Source organism: Paraburkholderia youngii, from assembly GCF_013366925.1.
In the GTDB taxonomy this organism is placed as follows: Bacteria; Pseudomonadota; Gammaproteobacteria; order Burkholderiales; family Burkholderiaceae; genus Paraburkholderia; species Paraburkholderia youngii.
Genome location: NZ_JAALDK010000001.1, coordinates 3,222,815 through 3,239,289 on the forward strand (window position 1 = coordinate 3,222,815; position 16,475 = coordinate 3,239,289).

Here is a 16,475-nt window from a genome sequence, read left to right on the forward strand (position 1 = left end):
ACTCGACTGCTTTGCGGGGCAGGCTATCGAAAGCGAAGACTTTCGCGAGAAAGCTCGCTCACCGAGCTACATCCCATCAATTTCATGCCCCGCTCTAACTCCGTTCTCATCAATGCCAGCGCCCGCTCAACGCCAGCCTGCCCCGCAGCTGCCAGCGGGAACAAATAGTAACGTCCGACACCAACGGCTTTCGCCCCTAGAGCCAGAGCCTTCAGAACATGGGTTCCGCGTTGCACTCCTCCATCCATGATGACGTCCAGCTTGTCGCCCACCGCATCTGCAACCTCCGCAAGCTGATCGAACGCGGCTCTCGACCCATCCAGCTGCCTGCCGCCATGATTGGACAGCACGATGCCGGTACAGCCAATTGCGGCCGCACGCTTCGCGTCCTCGACAGACATCACGCCCTTGAGGCAAAACTGGCCATCCCAATCGCGGACCATCTCGGCCACGTCGTCCCAATTCATCGAAGGGTCCAACATTTCCGTGAAGTAGCGGCCAATCGACATGGCACCGCCGCCAAAGTCGACGTGGGTCTCCAGTTGCGGCATGGAAAAGCGCTCATGCGTGACGTAGTTCAGAACCCACTTGGGCTTCAGCGCGAATTGAAGCATCCCGCCCAAGGTGAGTTTGAAAGGGATGGTGAAGCCTGTTCGCAAGTCGCGCTCGCGGTTTCCACCAGTGATACTGTCGACCGTCAGCATCATCACATCGATGCCAGTATCTTTGGCACGTTGCATCATTGCACGGTTTAAACCGCGATCCTTATGGAAGTAGAACTGGTACACCTGCGGAGTCGGGAACGCTTTGCGCAACTCTTCCATGCTGACCGTGCCGAGCGAAGAAACGCCGAACATCGTTCCGTACTTCGACGCCGCAGCGGCCACTGCGCGTTCGCCTTCATGGTGAAAAAGGCGTTGCAGTGCGGTCGGGGAACAATACACAGGCATCGCCAGCCGCTGGCCGAGCACTTGCACCGAGAGATCCACGTCACCAACTCCCCGCAACACATTGGGTACCAGGTCACATTGCTGGAAGCTCGCGGTGTTCCGGCGATAGGTCACTTCGTCGTCGGCGGCGCCATCGATGTAGTTAAAGATCGGGCCCGGCAGTCTGAGCCGTGCCAGTTCACGGAAGTCGTGAAAGTTATGGCAATCGCTTATTTGCATATTGCGAGGTAGTCGCCGATTTGGCCTCCTGGAAGACCAAACTTCAGGGACGGTCAATTCTCATGCCGCGTTTTTTTCATGGTCGCCGGATCGCGCACGATGGTGACCGCGCATGGCGCGTAGGCGAGCACCTGGCGGGCGACCGAGCCGATCAGCCAGCGATCGAACGGCGTATGTCCGCGATGTCCCACCACGAGATGGTCGATAGCATGCCGCTCCGCATACAGCACGATCTCTTTCGCCGGCGGCCCGACCACGAGATCGAACTCTATGGCCCCGTTCGAAGCGGCGAGCTTCGCCTTGACGTCGTCGAGGATCTCGTTGGCATGGCGCACTTCCAGTTCGATCAGATTTTTTCGCTCGACTTCGATCGCGCCCCAGTCCGGCGTGCGCGCGACGACGAGCACATGCAAGCGCGCGTCGAAACGCTTGGCCAGATCGACCGCGAAAGTCACGGCATATTGCGCGGATGCCGACCCGTCATAACCTACCAGCACGTTCTGCATGATCTGCTCCTGTGCGGTTCCCACCGGGTCGCGACTTCGTCTGACGAAATCCATCGGGCCGTTTGCGTGAACCGCGAACTCTCCCCGACTTCGCGGCGTCGGCGCGAAAGCATGTGCGATCCACTCGCGAACCCGCGGCGTGGATCGTCACGCGGACGGCGTCGGCACCTGTGGTGTTGAATCAGTTGTCGTCGCTTCTGGACGGGAGATGCTCGTGAGGCTCGGGCTCTGCCGCGTCGGCGTTAGGAAGCTCGTCTGGGGCCGGTTTTTGCGAACCCTTCGGATCGGGATGGCCAGTCGTGCCGGCGGAAGATTGCGCGGGGTCGCGAGAGGTGCCGGTCGGCTCAGCGGATGGATTGGAGGTCATGATGTGCTCCTGCGCTGATGAATGCAGCTTTTATCATCATAGTCCCCTGGCCAGTTTGAGTGATAGACGCCGTGACGCCCGCGCTGTCACGCCGCCGGCACTTTCTAGCCACGGTCGGGCGATTCTTGAACTAGACTTTAAATCTTGCTGAATTGCATAGACAGTTTCAATGTAAGTTGATGCGGCGATCGATAAGCAAAAGGAAGGTTTTATGGCTATCGTCGTACACAACATCACTGTGGGTCCTTCGAGCTGGGGCGTAGCGTGACGGCGAGCGATGCCGCGCCCGCTACGAGCGCCTGGCGACATATCGTGCGCGCGCAGGGCATCAGCCTGTCCTACGGCAAGATACGCGCGCTTTCCGGCATCGACCTTGCCATTGGGCGCAACGAGATCGTCGGCCTGATCGGCGACAACGGCGCGGGCAAATCGACGCTCATCAAGGTGCTGACCGGTGTCGTGCGACCGAGCACGGGCAAGCTGTTCATCCGCGACGAGGAGGTCGACTGGAGCCGCTTTTCCGTGCGCGAGGCGCACCGATTGCGCTTCGAGACGGTCTATCAGGAAAAATCGCTGGGCGAGAAGCAGCCGCTGTGGCGTAATTTTTTTGTCGGCCGGCAAATCACCAACCGGTTCGGTTTCATCAATGTTGCCGAACAACGGCGCATCGCCAACGAAATCTTGAAGCACCAGCTCGGTTTCCGCGGCGTGGGGATCGACGCGGATTCGTTGATTGCGAAACTCTCCGGTGGCGAGCGCCAGGGCATCGCAATCGGACGGGCAATGTATTTCGAAAGCGATCTGATCATTCTCGATGAACCGACGGTGGCGCTAGCCATCAGCGAGGTGCGCAAGGTTCTCGACTTTGTGCGTTCGATCAAGGAATCCGGCCGCGCTTGCATCTACATCGAACATAACCTCGCCCATGTGCACGAGCTCGCCGATCGACTGGTCGTGCTCGATCGTGGCCGTATCGTCGCGGAATTCAAGTCCGGTGAGATGAGCCTCGAGGAACTCACGCGGTTCCTGATTTCGCTACAGCAGAGCGGGCACGGGCCGGCGCCGGTTGCGGGGACACGGACGTGAGCGATCCGATAAAAGAAAAACGGCCGGCGCGGTTAGTGTTTTTTCGCCTGCCAGCTTTTGCTCGCGTGGAGGGATTGCCGAGCGTGGTCGTGTTTGCGTTGGTGGTCGGCCTGTTCATGGCGACCGCACCGCGGGTCTTTTTAGGCTGGCCAATCTACTTCTCCTTTCTGACCACCGTGCCGCCGCTGGTGGTGTTGGCGATCGGGCTGACTCTGGTGATTGCGGCCGGCGAGATCGATCTGTCGTTCCCGTCGGTAATGGCATTCGCGGGCTTTCTGTTCGCCTGGTGCGTGAACACCACCGGATCGGCCTGGCTTGCCGTCATTGCGGCGTTGGCTGGCGGCGCGCTGGTCGGCGTGGTGAACGGGGTGTTGGTCGCGGTGGTCGGTGTGCCGTCGATCATCGTGACGATTGGCACGCAGTTCCTCTGGGCCGGTGTTGCTTCGATCCTTTCCGGCGGGCTTTCCAATGCGCTTCAGCAACTCGCCAGTGGTTCGGCTTATGCGGTTTTCGCGGGCACCCTGTTCGACGTGGTCCCGATGCAAGCGCTCTGGGCGCTCGGGCTCGCAATATTCATGTGGTTCATCCTCAATCGCCACCGTTTCGGCGAGCACGTGCTGTTCATCGGAGACAACCGCAACGTGGCGAAGGTCGTGGGCATCAACGTGCCGCGTGAGACGGTGAAACTGTTCACGCTGATGGGTGTGCTGGCCGGCTTCGCGACGGTTCTGCTCACGCTCGAGAATCTGAACTACTTCTCGACCCAGGGGCAAGGCTACCTGCTGCCGGCGCTGGCCGGCGTGTTCATCGGCGGAACCTCGGTGTTCGGTGGCACGGCGACGATCGTGGGTACGTTCTTCGGCACCTTCGTGATTGGCATGCTGGAGGCGGGAATCGTTGCGACAGGTATCGCCGGCTTCTGGGTACAGGCGATCGAAGGAGTGGTGTTCATCGTCGCCGTGATCCTGCATCTGTTGGTCGAGAATCCCGCCAGGCTGCGTGTATTGCGCGAAAAACTCAGGTTTGGCGGGAGATAAAGCCGTTAAATCAGGAGATAGGAGCAGAAATGATCAAGATCATGACGGGATTCCTGCTAGGGGCGAGCGTTGTTGCGTTCGGCCTCGCGCCAACCGCCGGTGCCACCGAGCCGACCACGACGGGGCCGCTCGGCGCCGGTATGACGATGTATATGCAGATGGGCGGAAACCCCGGCGACGGCGCGACGCTGCCACGTCAGACCGGAGCCGCGGACGCGGGACATGCCCTCGGCATCAAGGTGATCGAGCAGTTTTCGGCCTGGAGTCCGGAGACGATGCTTGCGCAGTTTCGCCAGGCGATGGCGGCGCATCCGACGTGTATCGGCATCATGGGCCATCCTGGCGATCCAGCCTTCGCACCACTGATCAAACAGGCGGTAGACCAGGGCATCATCGTTACCGTCGGCAATACGCCGCTGCCGGAAAACCAGAAGCTCTACGACGCGAAGGGCTTCGGCTACGCCGGCGTCGAACTCTACATCGGCGGGCAGATCACTGCTCAGGCGATGCTCAACGCCGGGCTCAAGAAGGGCGACGAGGCGCTCGAATATGGCGTCTTCAACGAGAGCGTGCGCAGCCAGTCTGACCGTGGCCTTTCCGAGACGCTGGAAAAGGCCGGTGTGAAGGTGACGAGGCTCAATATCTCACCGCAGGTGGATGCCGATTCATCGCTCGCCGTGCCGATCCTGGTCGCCTTTATCCAGGCGCACCCTGATCTGAAGGCGATCGGCACGCAGCACGGCGGCGTGACCGGGTTCATTCCGCAGGCGCTCCAGCAGGCTGGCAAGAAGCCGGGGCAAATCATCGTGGGCGGCATCGATCTGGCGCCCGCCACGATTTCCGGGTTGCAGAACAAGTACCTCACTGCGACGCTCGACCAGCAGCTCTATCTGCAGGGTTTCCTGCCGGTTACGCAATGCGTGCTCTCGGCTGCCTATCATTTCGCGGGACTGACCATCAACACCGGCGCAGGTGTGCAGACACCCGCGACGATCGACTCGCTGATTCCGCTGATCAAGCGCGGGATCCGCTAGGAACTCGTGCCCTCCAGACGCGGACCGGTTACCTGCTCACCGTGTCCGCGAGCATCAAGAAGGTCTCCTTAAAGGGCGTTCTCCGCTCGTCAGGACGCTATGACGGCGCGTTGCCGCCAGCGGACAGTTCAGCCCAGTCCAGCTCTTGTACGAGTGTTCGGTACGCGTGATCCCCGATGACGTCTCTATTACGAAGGTCGATGGCCTTCGCGCGCGCGGCTGCAATGGCACGCCTCCTCAGTGGGCCGCCGGGGACTTCGCTCAGCGGTTGCGCACCATCGCGGATCGCGTTCAGGTCGACGCCTGACGAGCCGCCACGTTACCTAACCGGCGCCTTTCTCGCTGTCCAATTGCGACATCTGCGCGGACGCATAACGCTCGCCTGCGACGGCGCCCTTTGGCACGGTACGCTCGATCGCGGCGAGATCGTCTGCGCTCAGTTCGAGGTCGACCGAGCCGAGCGCCTCCGCGAGCCGGTCGCGCTTGCGAGCCCCAACGAGCGGCACGATATCCGCGCCTTGTGCGGCTACCCATGCGATCGCGAGCTGGGCGACCGTCACGCTCCGCTGTTCGGCCGTAACCCGCAAGGCCTCGACCAGCGCAAGGTTATGCGCCACGTTGGCCCCCTGAAATCGTGGACTGACGGCGCGGAAGTCGTTCGTTTTCGCGCCCGCTTGCCAGTGGCCGCTGATCAATCCACGGGACAATACGCCATACGCCGTGACGCCGATGCCAAGTGATCGGCAAGTCGGCAGGATTGCTTCCTCGATCCCGCGCGAGACGAGCGAATATTCAATCTGCAGATCGCTGATCGGATGCACGCTCGCCGCGCGCCGGATGGATGCAGCGCCAAGTTCAGAAAGACCGATTTGGCGTACATAGCCCTCCTTTACGAGATCGGCGATTGCGCCAATCGTTTCTTCGATCGGTACCTGCGGATCGAGCCGCGCGGGCCGATAGATATCGATGTGATCGACGCCTAGCCGTTGCAGCGAATACGCGACGAAGTTGCGCACGGCCGCCGGCCGACTGTCGTAACCGTGCCAGCCGCCGGCAGGATCGCGCAACGCGCCGAACTTCACGCTGATGATTGCCGCGTCACTCCGCGACGGCGGCAGGCCTGCAAGCGCCTCGCGGATCAGCAGTTCGTTGTGGCCCATGCCGTAGAAGTCGCCGGTATCGAGCAGCGTGACGCCTGCTTCGAGCGCCGAGTGCAGCGTGGCGATGCTTTCGGTGCGATCCGCAGGACCGTAGAAATCCGACATGCCCATGCAGCCCAGCCCAAGTGCCGAAACCGTGGGGCCGTTGCGGCCCAGAGTACGCATCTTCATGCTGTTTCTCCGTGATGTATTGGTTAACGAACGGCGCCACCCCGTCAATGCAATACACGCACGATGCTACTCCTGAATGTTATGGTTAAAAATTTCCAACCCCAGAAGATTTGGTTAATTGTCCGGAAGGCGAAAAGACATCCGACAGGTAAAGCGAGCTCTCCGCACACCCGGACGGACGGATTGAAATAGCGGCCCAAAAATGGGAGCCGGGAAATCAGCGAGTGTTATGGCTATTACAGCGCCGATGTGCGCTTCATACTTGAAACGCGCATAAGGACGCATTGAAAGTGAAACTGGCTCTTGTCAGGAGACGGCCGTTCGTCGAAGCTCAGGACAACCCAAGTTCGCAAACGAACCGGCCTTCCGGGTCACGGAGCGGGCGCGCCAAGTTTGAGGGTGCCCGTCACGAACTCGCGGACTGTCTTCCTGGCATTGATCGCGGCCTTTTCGTCGTACGCGAGGGTCGCTCCATACTCGACGCAGGGATCGCTGTAAGTAAAAAGCTGGCCAGTCGCTGCGTCCATGATTTGGCCGTTCTGTGCTTCGCTCAGTTGACAGCTTCTTATGGTCTGCGCCTTGGCGAGAACGATTGGCTTCGCCGCGGCTTTCCAGTCGAACATATGCTGGGCGCCCGAGTACTCGACGAACTTGATGTCTTTCCCCTTGGCGCGCAGTCTTTCGACGTATGCGCGGCATGACGCGACTGGAGCGAATTCATCTGCACTGCCATGAAAGACGAGCACGGGCTTGTCGTCGAATTCGTCGTCGGCTCTAAAGGTCGTGTTGCAGTTCGGATAGAACGCGATGTACCCGGCGAAGCCCTTGCCGGAAGTGGAGCCATGCAATTGTTGAAACCGTTTGAGGTCGGCATATAACGCTGGTTGTCCGCCGCGTGATTCGCCCATCAGTATCACCCGCTCCGGATCGACTCTTGGATGCTTCTGGAGCAGGTCGAGTGCGCGATACGCGTCCTCGAGCTGCACGAGCCGGCCCAGTTGCCCCTGGTCGTTGAGCGTGCTGACGACACCGCGCCCCGCGAAACTGTCGACAACGAACGTGGCGACGCCCATCGCAAGGAACTCCTGCTGCCAGTCGGTGATACCGCTGTTGATGCCGCCCGAGGGATGAAGCATGACGATCGCAGGAAGACGATCCGAACCCGCCTTGGGTAGGCTCAGCACTCCGGCAACGGTGACCGGCTTGCCCGCTTCGTGTCCGCCGAGGAACTGTTCGTCAGTGAGTGTGACCGACTGCAGCGGTAGAACTTCTGTCCGCACTACCTGCGCAGCGATTGAAGCGGGAAAGGCCGCCGCGACACTTATCGATGCGACGAGGCATAGGTGCCGCAGTCCAGCACCGGATTGCGCGAGTAATGACATGGCGACATCCTCCTGACCGCAACGGCGCGTCGGCCCAATAACGTCTCTTTGAACATAGACGATTGAATGTGCTTCTCAAGATCGAGGCGGCGCCTAGCTCCGGCGTTCTGAAGAATGTCTTATAAGTTCTGGTCCGGGACTGGCTCAAACATTGCTGACCGATGCCGGGGCCAGTTGCGCGGTATGCATGGCAGTGACCCATTGGCGTATCTACGCTCTGCTACGCGCCCTATGTCGTATTATTCGTGATGAGTCCGCTGCTGACCGTGGTCGTGAGGTGCCCTCGCTCGTGGCCGGCCCCCGGCGCGCGATGCGTTTCCAACCTGGTGCAAGCGTTCTTCCACCCGACGAACCGGGCACGCACTCTAACCGGCAGTCGGCAATACTGTAAGGAGCAGTCACGATGAAAATGCAACGAAACGCTCCCCGGATCGCGTCGACCCTGCTCGCCGCGGCGTTCACACTGGTTCAGGCAGGCGTCGCGGTCGCGCAGACGGCTGCTCCGCAGAGCGCCAGCGAGATCCACAGGACCGGCATGCCACCGACGCAGCAGCAGGGCGACATATCGTTCGTGACCGGCGGAGTTGGTCGCGACGAGTCGACCGCGCTGCGGCAGGCACGCAGGCAGTGGCCGCTGTCTCTGCAGTTCACGGGACCCGGTGCGAGCTATGTGGCCGACGTTCAGGTGCAGATCGCCAAAGGCGGCGCTTCCGTGTTCGAGGCCACGTCGAAAGGGCCGTACATGCTCGTGCGGCTGCCTCAAGGGCGCTATACGATCAGCGCCACTTACAGCAGCGTGACCAGAAAGCAGACGGTGAACGTCCGCGGCAATGGCAGCGCGCGCGCGACGTTCTCGTTTCCGTCCGGCGGCCACTGAGCGCGGTCCCGGCGCCGCGCCGAAGATCGCGCGGCGCGTTCGTTTGTTAACGCGAAAGCCCTCACGCCTCGAGCATCTTCTTGCCGTTCGCCCCGAGCAACGGCAAGTCGCGGATCCGCACACCCGTCGCGTCGTCGATCGCGTTCGCGAGCGCCGCGGCGGCCGGCCCTTGCGCCGCTTCTCCGACACCCAGGAATGGCAAGCCCGGCCGGTCGATCAACAGCACGTCCACGCGTTTGGGTACGGACGAGAAGCGCATGATCGGATAAGTGCTCCAGTCATAGCTCGTGATGCGTTGCGGATCGAATTGCGTTTCTTCATAGAGCGTCCAGCTCGCGGTTTGCAAAATGCCGCCTTCGATCTGATTGCGCACACCGTCCGGATTCACGATCTGTCCGCAATCGACGGCTGCGACGACGCGCTCGATGCTGAGCTCGCCGGTATCGCGCATCACCGTCACGTCCATCGCAACGGCAAAGTAGGCCATCAGGTTCTTGTATTGGGCGAACGCAAAGCCGGTACCGTGTGAACGCGGGCTAGCGTCGCCCGTTAGCGCGCTGTGAGCATGCCAGCCGAATTGATCGGCTACGGCGCGAATCACGCCATGTGCGCGCGGATCATCGAGATGTTTGAGGCGAAACGCAACGGGATCGGCGTGCGCGGCTCTGGCGAGCTCGTCGATGAAGCTCTCGATCGCGAACACGTTCATGTGCGCGCCGAGCGAACGCATCGCGGAGACGCGGATCGGCATCGTGGGCACGAAATGATGCTGCACGTGCAGGCTGGGCACGCGGTAGAGCGGAATGCTGTTGCGGTCGCCTCCGCCTTCCGGCATCGGAATCGGCTTCGGCGGCGCGGGGGTGAACGGCTGCGCAAGGAGCTGCGCGGGCAGCAGGCGGCCCGCATTCTCGATGCGGTTGTTATGCGTATTGCTCCATAGCTCGTAACGCCAGTCGGCAATCGTGCCTGCCGCATCGAGCGTTGCCTTCGCGTCGACTGTCATGGCCGGGCCGAACGGCTCCCACATGTGTTCCTGTTCGCGCATCAATTGCACGCGCACTGGTCGACCAGGCAACTCGCGTGCGATCAGGGCGGCGTCGGCCGCGACATCGTCCGCGCCGTTGTGTCCGTAGCAGCCCGAACCTTCCACATGCACGCAGCGCACCTTGCCGGGCGGCATCGCGAGCATTTCGGCGATGCCGGCACGCAGCGGAAAGACGCCTTGCGTATGCGTCCAAACGGTCATCACATCGTTGTCGAGTCGCGCGACCGCGCATGATGGCCCAATCGAGCCATGCGTCAGATACGGCCTCGAATAGCGCGCCCGTAGCGTCGCCATCGGTGCGGCCGCGCCGGTCGCCGCGCCCCGATCGGCCACCGCGATTTCCTGTGCAGGCAGGCTCATCAGCAACGCGTGGACGTTCGCCGGATCGGGCAGCGGCGGCCCCGACCGCCACTGCGCGGCGAGCGCCAGCTCACGCATCGCGAGGATCGCGCGCCATTCGTCGTCGGCGGCCACCGCGAGGTAGTTGCCGTTGCGCACGACCTTGACGACCCCGGGCAGCGCCTCGACGCGCCCGCTATCGAATGCAACGAGGCTCGCGCCATAAGACGGCGGCCGCACGACGCGGGCATGCAGCATGCCGGGCAGCCGCAGGTCCTGGACATAGCTCGCGCCGCCCGTCACCTTGCCCAGGATATCGACGCGCGGCAGCATATGGCCAATCAGCGCGTAGGCCGATGGCGGCTTTCTCGGCGCGTCGGGCTGGGCGTTCTGATGCAGGTCCGCGTGTTGCACGGCTTCGCCATAGCTCACGCGTCTTCCGTCGGCGGCAATGACGGCGCCGTCGCGTGTCGTCAGGGTCGCTGCGTCGAGGCCCAACTGTGAGGCCGCGCTCGCGACCAGCAGCGCGCGCACCTGAGCCGCGGCGTTAAGGATCGCGGTGCCGCTGTCGGCCATCGTGTGACTGCCGGCGGTGTAGCCTTCGTTCGGCGTTCTGGTGGTGTCGGCGGTGATCAGCTCGATCGCATCAGGCGCGAGATCCAGCTCTTCCGCGGCGACCTGCAGCAGCGCGGTGCGAATGCCCGTGCCAAGCTCCGCTTTGCCCGTGAATACGCTCACGTGGCCGTCGGGGGCGACCTTGATCCACGCATCGAGCAACGGCGTGGTCTTGAGACTGCCCGGCAGCTTCGGGGCGCTCGCGTTGAAGGTGCCCGCTTCGGTGGTGGTTTGCGCGAGCGCGGCCATGACTGGCACGATCGCGAAGCTCACCATCAGCGAGCCGCCAACGAGGAAGCGGCGCCGCGCGGGGTCATCCGGACCGCTGCCGTGGGCGGCGGACAATGGGCGGCCGTCGCTCACGATTGCGCTCCCCCGCCCGTACGCGGCGGCGAACCGCTCGCGACTTGCCGGATCGCCGCAAGAATGCGCATGTGCGTGCCGCAGCGGCACAGGTTCGGCTGCATGTAGCGGCGGATCTGTTCATCGCTTGGGTGCGGCACTCGGTCCAGCAGCGTTTGCGCTCGCATGATCATGCCGGCGATGCAATAGCCGCATTGCGCGGCCTGTTCGTCGATGAAGGCTTGCTGAAGTGGTCCAGGATGTTGCGCGCTGCCGAGTCCTTCGACGGTTCGCACTGGCCGCTCGCCCACGGCCACGACCGGCATGAGGCACGAGAACACCGGTGCGCCGCCGACGCTGACCGTGCATGCGCCGCATTGACCGAGACCGCAGCCGAACTTCGCGCCGTCGAGCTGCAATTCGTTGCGCAGCACATAGAGCAGCGGCGTGGACGGGTCGACATCGACCGTCTGACTGACGCCGTTGACGTTGAGTGTGATCATCGTGGCAGGCCGTCCCTGCGAAATTGCGCGACCGCACGGGCGTCGAGCGTGGGCCACGCGTCGCGTGCGGTGAAGCGTTCGCGCGTGTAGTTGGCGAGCTCCGCTATCTGCGCATCCGTGAAGGTGTTGGCAAATGATGGCATGAAGGGCTCGCTATCGCTTTCGTGCCAGTCGATGCCATCGAGGATGAAACGGACCATGTTGCGAGGGCTGTCGGCGTTGACGGCCGTGGAAAGGGACAGCGACGGTCGAGCGCCCCCGTTCGACATCGGCGCGCCTTCGGCATGGCACGATGCGCAGGCCGCGGCGAACAGATTCGCGCCGCCGCCGGGCGCGGGGGACACGGGCGCGGAGGTAGCGGAGGGCGAGGCGACCGGATGCTCCGGCGCGCCTCGGCCCCCGGATGGCAACGCCAGCAGATACGCGGCCATCGCCTCAACGTCGGAGGCGGATGCGTCGGCGAGCGTGCGCGTGACGGGGCGCATCGGACCCGCCGCCGCGCCATGGGCGCTGGCGAGGCCCGTGCGCAGATAGCCGACGAGCTGGGCCTGAGTCCAGGGCGTCGGGCGTGAAGCGAGGTCCGTCAGCGCGGGCGCGTCCCATCCGTCGATCGTGCCGCCTTGCAGCGCGTGGTCGCGGCGCTCTGCGCCGAGGCGGTCGAGCGGCGTGTGGCACGCACCGCAATGACCGAGGCTTTCGACCAGATAACGCCCGCGTGCGAGGTCCGGCGCTCCGGTCGGCGACGGTGCGGCTTCGCTGCCGGTATGCAGGTAAAGAAGATTCCACACGGCGATGAGGGGCCTGAAGCCGAGCGGGAAGATCAGCTCGTTGTGCGGCGCAGGCGCGTTGACCGGAGCGCGGCTCATCAGCCATGCATACAGCGAGCCGATATCGGCATCGCTCAGGTGCGTGAAGTGGGGATATGGGAACGCGGGGTAGAGCAGATGGCCGTCGCTGGACACGCCGCGCCGCATCGCACGTTCGAACGCGTCGAGCGTCCAGCCCCCGATGCCGGTTTCGTTGTCCGGGGTGATGTTGGTCGAGTAAATGAGGCCAAAAGGTGTTTGCAGCGGCAGTCCGCCCGCGAGGGGCTGGCCGCCCGTCGCGGTGTGGCACGTGACGCAATTGCCAATGGCCGCGAGCTTCGCGCCGCGCGTCGCGGCCGCGGTATCGCTGTTGGCCGCGATCGGCGCAGTGACGGCACCCGGCGCGGGCTCCCGTGCATGCGCAGTGGGGCCGTGCGCGGCCATGAGGGCGACCACAACAACGGCCACGCCCGCACTTGCCACCTGTCCTTTCATCTGGCCTCCATCGCCGAACCGTCCGCGCATCGTTGCAGAATGCGTCGCGCGGCTCTAAGTCGCGCAAGCGGCGTTCCCGATAGCGGCGGGTCGCGATAACGGCTTCTTCTAGCCGGCAGCGACCGCGATGGCGATCTGCACGAACAGCACCTTGACGATGGTCATCGACGGAAAAATCATCGCGTACATGACGTCGGGCTGATCCGTCGGCGCGATGCGGTTGGCGAAGGCGAGAATCGCGGGATTGCCGGTCGCGCCGCAAATCACGCCGACCGACGTATCGAAAGACAGTCTGAAGATCCACAGGCAGCACACAGCCGTGACGCCGACGAGCACCAGCAGCGTGATCACGCCATAAAGCAGCAGCAGCGGTCCGGCGGTGCCGACGGTCGCAACGAACTTCGGTCCGCAAGACAGGCCCACCTGCGCGAGAAAAATCGTCAGCCCGAGATTGCGCAGCACGAGATTTGCGGAGAGCGGCATCACCCACACGAAAGGTCCGCTGCGGCGCACCTTGCCGAGGCACAGTGCGACCAGTAGCAACGCCGCGAGACCCAGGCTGAACGCGCCGAGACCGGGCGCGCGCAGCGGGATCGCACCGACCAGCAGCCCCGCTGCCGCGCCGATGCCCAGACAGATGAAACTCAGCTCGGCCGTGCCCTTGATCGAATCGCCGAAGAACGCGCGGACCGTCGCCCTATGCGCGTTGTCGACGAGCAGGCCGACGCGGTCGCCTGCCTCGAGAATCAGATCCGGGGTCGACAGCAGATCGGTATCACCGCGCCGCACGTGCGCGATCGCGCAGTTCACGCCGTCCGGATAGCGCAGATTGCCGAGCGCCGTGCCGACGACCGCCGGGCTAGACGCGAACACGCGCAGATAGTCGAGGTCTTCGCGATGACTCGAAATACGCCCGGGCTGCGACTCGCCGCATAGTGCGGTTGCTTCGTCGAGCGGGCGGCGCTCGGTGGCGGTGGCAAGAAGGACGTCGTCGGCGCGCAGCGTGAAGTCGTCGCTGGGCAACTGATTGTGATGCGCGCGCCGCACGGCCGCTATCGCCACGCCGGCAGGCAGGCGGGTCGAGAGCTCCGACAGCCGGAGACCGAAGAGACTGGCATTGCGCAGCGCGATTTCCGCGGTCTCCAGCACCTTCGCGGTCGGCTTCGGTATTTTGGCTTTCAGAGCCGCGTTCAGCACATAGAGGAACAGGATCGGCCCAGCCACGCCGAATGGATAGGTGACGCTATAAGCCACGGCGGCATTGCTGCTTTTCATCGATGCAATGGCAACCTGCAGGCTCGCCGTGCTGGTGCCGCTGCCCGCGAACATGCCGAGCGCATCGGCGAGCGTGATGCCGAAGTGGATGAAGGCGCACGCCACCAGACCCGAAGCGATCACGCCCACACATGCGGCCGCGTTGGCCTTCATGCCTTCCCGGCTCGTCAGTCCGCGGAAGAACTGCGCGCCGTACTGAATGCCGATGCCATACAGAAACAGCAGCAGACCGAGCGTGCCCAGCAACGCCGGCGGCGCGGATTTCGGCGCGAACGCGCCGAGCCCGAGTCCAACGAACAGCACGGCCCCCGAGCCGAGAGCCACGCCCTTGATAGTGATTTCGCCGACCAGGTAGCCGAGCGCAATGGTCAGAAAAAGCGCGAGCAGCGGCTGAGTTTCGAGGAAAGTTCTGACTGCTTCCATGCGGCCCCCTATGTACGCGTCGCTCCTATCGCATTGCGCCTGCGAGGCTGCCCGAGCCGAGACCCACGATCAGATCGAGTGCACCGTTCTTCAATGCTTGCGTGGCGACCACGCCCGCCGCTTTCAAGCCGGCCGCGTCGATGCGCGACGCATCCAATAGTTCGACACGCAACCGCGTGGCCGCCAGCGCGTCGAGCTTCAGGATGTTGGCCGCGCCGCCCAGCGCCGCACGAATCTTTTCAGCGCGCTCCGTTTCCTGCGCAGAGTGTTGCGCCGAGGCGGCCACGGCCGCTGGAGCCGCCGCGGCAGTCGCGGCTGCTGCGCTTTCCACGCCGGGTGCGCCGGCCGCCGGCAGATCCGCTTCTGCGCCCGCTGTCTTCAGGTAGTCCTGCATGTCGGTTTTCATGTTCTCCGACAACGGCCCGAAGATCGCCTGCACGCCGTTGCCCACGCGCACCACACCCGCCGCACCGAGCGCCTTGAGCTTGTGTTCGTCGACGCGCGCCGGGTCCTTCACGGAGATGCGCAGCCGTGTGATGCAAGCGTCGAGACTGGTGATATTGGAGCGGCCGCCAAAGGCGAGCACGAGTTCGCGCGAGCGTCCGCCCGCGCCGCTCGCGGCGACCGCCACGGTATCCGCCGTGTCGTCCTCGCGGCCGGGTGTCTTGAGGTTGAAGCGCGTGATGACGAAGCGGAACACGCCGTAATAGATCACCGCGTAAATTGGACCGAGAATGAAAACATACCAGGCGTGCGTGGCCTTTCCGCCGATCAGGTTGAACATCAGAAAATCGATGCCGCCTTGCGAGAACGTGAAGCCCATGCGCATGCCCAAGGTGTTCGCCACGAACTGCGCCGACGCCGCGAGGCATGCGTGAATCAGGTACAGCACCGGCGCGACGAACAGGAACGCGAATTCGATCGGCTCGGTGATGCCGGTGAGAAAAGAAGTCAGCGCGGCCGAAACCATCATGCCGCCGACAGCCACCTTCTTCTCCGGCTTCGCGCAATGCCAGATCGCGATCGCCGCGGCCGGCAGGCCGAACATCTTGAACAGGAACGCCCCCGCGAGAATGCCGGCGGTGGGGTCGCCCGCGAAATAGCGGGTGATGTCGCCGTGAACCTCCTTGCCGGTCGTCGGGTCGACGAAGCTGCCCATTTCGAAGAAGAAAGGCACGTTCCAGATGTGATGCAGACCGAACGGAATCAGCAGACGTTCGACGAAACCGTAGACCGTCGCGGCGGTGCGCGGGTCCGAAACCGCCGCCCAATGCGAGAAAGCCTTGATTGCGCTGCCGATCGGCGGCCACACGAAGGACAGGATCGCGCCGAGCACGATCGAGCCGATCGCGGTCACGATGGGCACGAAGCGCTTGCCGGCGAAGAAGCCGAGATACGGCGGCAACGTGATCCGGTAGTAGCGGTTGAACATCCAGGCCGCAAGACCACCGGCGAGGATGCCGCCGAACACGCCGGTCTGGATCGACGGAATGCCCATGATCGTGTCGGTTTCGATGCCCCCAATCTTGGCGATCACACCCAGCGTGGCCGTCATCACCAGATACCCGATCGTTGCGGCGATACCCGAGACGCCATCGTTCTCGGTGAAGCCGAGCGCGACGCCGATCGCGAAGATCAGCGGCAGGTTGGCGAAGATCACGTCGCCTGCGTTCTTCATCAGCGCGAGCACGACGGTCGGCACGTAACCGTGGAAGTCGGTGGCGCCGAGACCGAGCAGCAAGCCGGCCACCGGGAGTACGGCGACGGGCAGCATCAGCGATTTGCCGATCTTCTGCAAGACTCCGAACGCATGCGAGAACATGGCTGATCTCCTGTTGATCGG

The 16,475-nt window shown here is 63.4% G+C and carries 14 protein-coding genes; 4 read left to right on the forward strand and 10 right to left on the reverse strand.

Annotated features, from left to right (window positions below; all coding sequences use genetic code 11):
• Positions 1 to 23: 23 nt before the first annotated feature.
• The 3 genes from G5S42_RS14780 to G5S42_RS14790 form a co-directional block, all read right to left on the reverse strand.
• Positions 24 to 1,169 (reverse strand): alpha-hydroxy acid oxidase, encoded by a 1,146-nt coding sequence (locus G5S42_RS14780; RefSeq protein WP_176107391.1) that lies wholly within the window; start codon positions 1,167 to 1,169, stop codon positions 24 to 26.
• Between the two features lie 53 nt (positions 1,170 to 1,222).
• Positions 1,223 to 1,675, reverse strand: coding sequence for a universal stress protein (locus G5S42_RS14785; protein ID WP_176107392.1), 453 nt, complete (start codon positions 1,673 to 1,675; stop codon positions 1,223 to 1,225).
• 181 nt (positions 1,676 to 1,856) lie between these two features.
• Positions 1,857 to 2,042 (reverse strand): hypothetical protein, encoded by a 186-nt coding sequence (locus G5S42_RS14790; RefSeq protein WP_176107393.1) that lies wholly within the window; start codon positions 2,040 to 2,042, stop codon positions 1,857 to 1,859.
• A 264-nt stretch (positions 2,043 to 2,306) separates the two neighbouring features.
• Between G5S42_RS14790 and G5S42_RS14795 the strand changes: the two genes are divergently transcribed.
• From G5S42_RS14795 to G5S42_RS14805, 3 genes are read left to right on the forward strand one after another with little or no spacing between them, the layout of a single operon-like run.
• Positions 2,307 to 3,128 (forward strand): ATP-binding cassette domain-containing protein, encoded by an 822-nt coding sequence (locus G5S42_RS14795; RefSeq protein ID WP_176107394.1) that lies wholly within the window; start codon positions 2,307 to 2,309, stop codon positions 3,126 to 3,128.
• On the forward strand, positions 3,125 to 4,165 hold the full coding sequence (locus G5S42_RS14800) for an ABC transporter permease (protein ID WP_312883569.1): 1,041 nt from the start codon (positions 3,125 to 3,127) through the stop codon (positions 4,163 to 4,165). The genes G5S42_RS14795 and G5S42_RS14800 overlap by 4 nt, the downstream gene beginning before the upstream one ends.
• 29 nt (positions 4,166 to 4,194) lie before the next feature.
• Entirely contained in the window at positions 4,195 to 5,199 is a 1,005-nt protein-coding gene (locus G5S42_RS14805) for a substrate-binding domain-containing protein (protein ID WP_176107395.1), read from the forward strand.
• Between the two features lie 323 nt (positions 5,200 to 5,522).
• Here the strand turns inward: G5S42_RS14805 and G5S42_RS14810 are convergent, their stop codons facing one another.
• Entirely contained in the window at positions 5,523 to 6,530 is a 1,008-nt protein-coding gene (locus G5S42_RS14810) for an aldo/keto reductase (RefSeq protein WP_176107396.1), read from the reverse strand.
• A 371-nt stretch (positions 6,531 to 6,901) separates the two neighbouring features.
• Positions 6,902 to 7,912, reverse strand: a complete 1,011-nt coding sequence (locus tag G5S42_RS14815) for a dienelactone hydrolase family protein (RefSeq protein WP_176107397.1) — start codon at positions 7,910 to 7,912, stop codon at positions 6,902 to 6,904.
• A gap of 403 nt (positions 7,913 to 8,315) precedes the next feature.
• Between G5S42_RS14815 and G5S42_RS14820 the strand changes: the two genes are divergently transcribed.
• Entirely contained in the window at positions 8,316 to 8,789 is a 474-nt protein-coding gene (locus G5S42_RS14820) for a carboxypeptidase regulatory-like domain-containing protein (protein WP_176107398.1), read from the forward strand.
• 61 nt (positions 8,790 to 8,850) lie between these two features.
• On the opposite strand, the gene G5S42_RS14825 is transcribed toward G5S42_RS14820, so the two are convergent.
• The 5 genes from G5S42_RS14825 to ptsG all read right to left on the reverse strand — a co-directional run bounded on the left by G5S42_RS14825 (position 8,851) and on the right by ptsG (position 16,454).
• Positions 8,851 to 11,151, reverse strand: a complete 2,301-nt coding sequence (locus tag G5S42_RS14825; protein ID WP_176107399.1) for a xanthine dehydrogenase family protein molybdopterin-binding subunit — start codon at positions 11,149 to 11,151, stop codon at positions 8,851 to 8,853.
• Positions 11,148 to 11,633 (reverse strand): (2Fe-2S)-binding protein, encoded by a 486-nt coding sequence (locus G5S42_RS14830; protein WP_176107400.1) that lies wholly within the window; start codon positions 11,631 to 11,633, stop codon positions 11,148 to 11,150. The genes G5S42_RS14825 and G5S42_RS14830 overlap by 4 nt, the downstream gene beginning before the upstream one ends.
• Positions 11,630 to 12,934, reverse strand: coding sequence for a cytochrome c (locus tag G5S42_RS14835; RefSeq protein WP_176107401.1), 1,305 nt, complete (start codon positions 12,932 to 12,934; stop codon positions 11,630 to 11,632). The genes G5S42_RS14830 and G5S42_RS14835 overlap by 4 nt, the downstream gene beginning before the upstream one ends.
• Before the next feature lie 108 nt (positions 12,935 to 13,042).
• Complete coding sequence (locus G5S42_RS14840) at positions 13,043 to 14,632, reverse strand: aspartate:alanine exchanger family transporter (protein ID WP_176107402.1); 1,590 nt, start codon at positions 14,630 to 14,632, stop codon at positions 13,043 to 13,045.
• Between the two features lie 25 nt (positions 14,633 to 14,657).
• Positions 14,658 to 16,454 carry a PTS glucose transporter subunit IIBC gene (gene ptsG, locus G5S42_RS14845; protein ID WP_176107403.1) on the reverse strand — a complete coding sequence of 599 codons (1,797 nt, stop codon included), beginning with the start codon at positions 16,452 to 16,454 and terminating at the stop codon, positions 14,658 to 14,660.
• Between the last annotated feature and the right edge of the window lie 21 nt (positions 16,455 to 16,475).

Excerpts from the sequence above, each read along its gene's own strand:
- G5S42_RS14815 (WP_176107397.1), bottom strand. The coding sequence starts at position 7,912 with ATGTCATTACTCGCGCAATCCGGTGCTGGACTGCGGCACCTATGCCTC.
- G5S42_RS14830 (WP_176107400.1), bottom strand. The coding sequence starts at position 11,633 with ATGATCACACTCAACGTCAACGGCGTCAGTCAGACGGTCGATGTCGAC.
- G5S42_RS14805 (WP_176107395.1), top strand. The coding sequence starts at position 4,195 with ATGATCAAGATCATGACGGGATTCCTGCTAGGGGCGAGCGTTGTTGCG.
- G5S42_RS14785 (WP_176107392.1), bottom strand. The coding sequence starts at position 1,675 with ATGCAGAACGTGCTGGTAGGTTATGACGGGTCGGCATCCGCGCAATAT.
- G5S42_RS14820 (WP_176107398.1), top strand. The coding sequence starts at position 8,316 with ATGAAAATGCAACGAAACGCTCCCCGGATCGCGTCGACCCTGCTCGCC.
- G5S42_RS14810 (WP_176107396.1), bottom strand. The coding sequence starts at position 6,530 with ATGAAGATGCGTACTCTGGGCCGCAACGGCCCCACGGTTTCGGCACTT.
- G5S42_RS14835 (WP_176107401.1), bottom strand. The coding sequence starts at position 12,934 with ATGAAAGGACAGGTGGCAAGTGCGGGCGTGGCCGTTGTTGTGGTCGCC.
- ptsG (WP_176107403.1), bottom strand. The coding sequence starts at position 16,454 with ATGTTCTCGCATGCGTTCGGAGTCTTGCAGAAGATCGGCAAATCGCTG.
- G5S42_RS14780 (WP_176107391.1), bottom strand. The coding sequence starts at position 1,169 with ATGCAAATAAGCGATTGCCATAACTTTCACGACTTCCGTGAACTGGCA.
- G5S42_RS14840 (WP_176107402.1), bottom strand. The coding sequence starts at position 14,632 with ATGGAAGCAGTCAGAACTTTCCTCGAAACTCAGCCGCTGCTCGCGCTT.
- G5S42_RS14790 (WP_176107393.1), bottom strand. The coding sequence starts at position 2,042 with ATGACCTCCAATCCATCCGCTGAGCCGACCGGCACCTCTCGCGACCCC.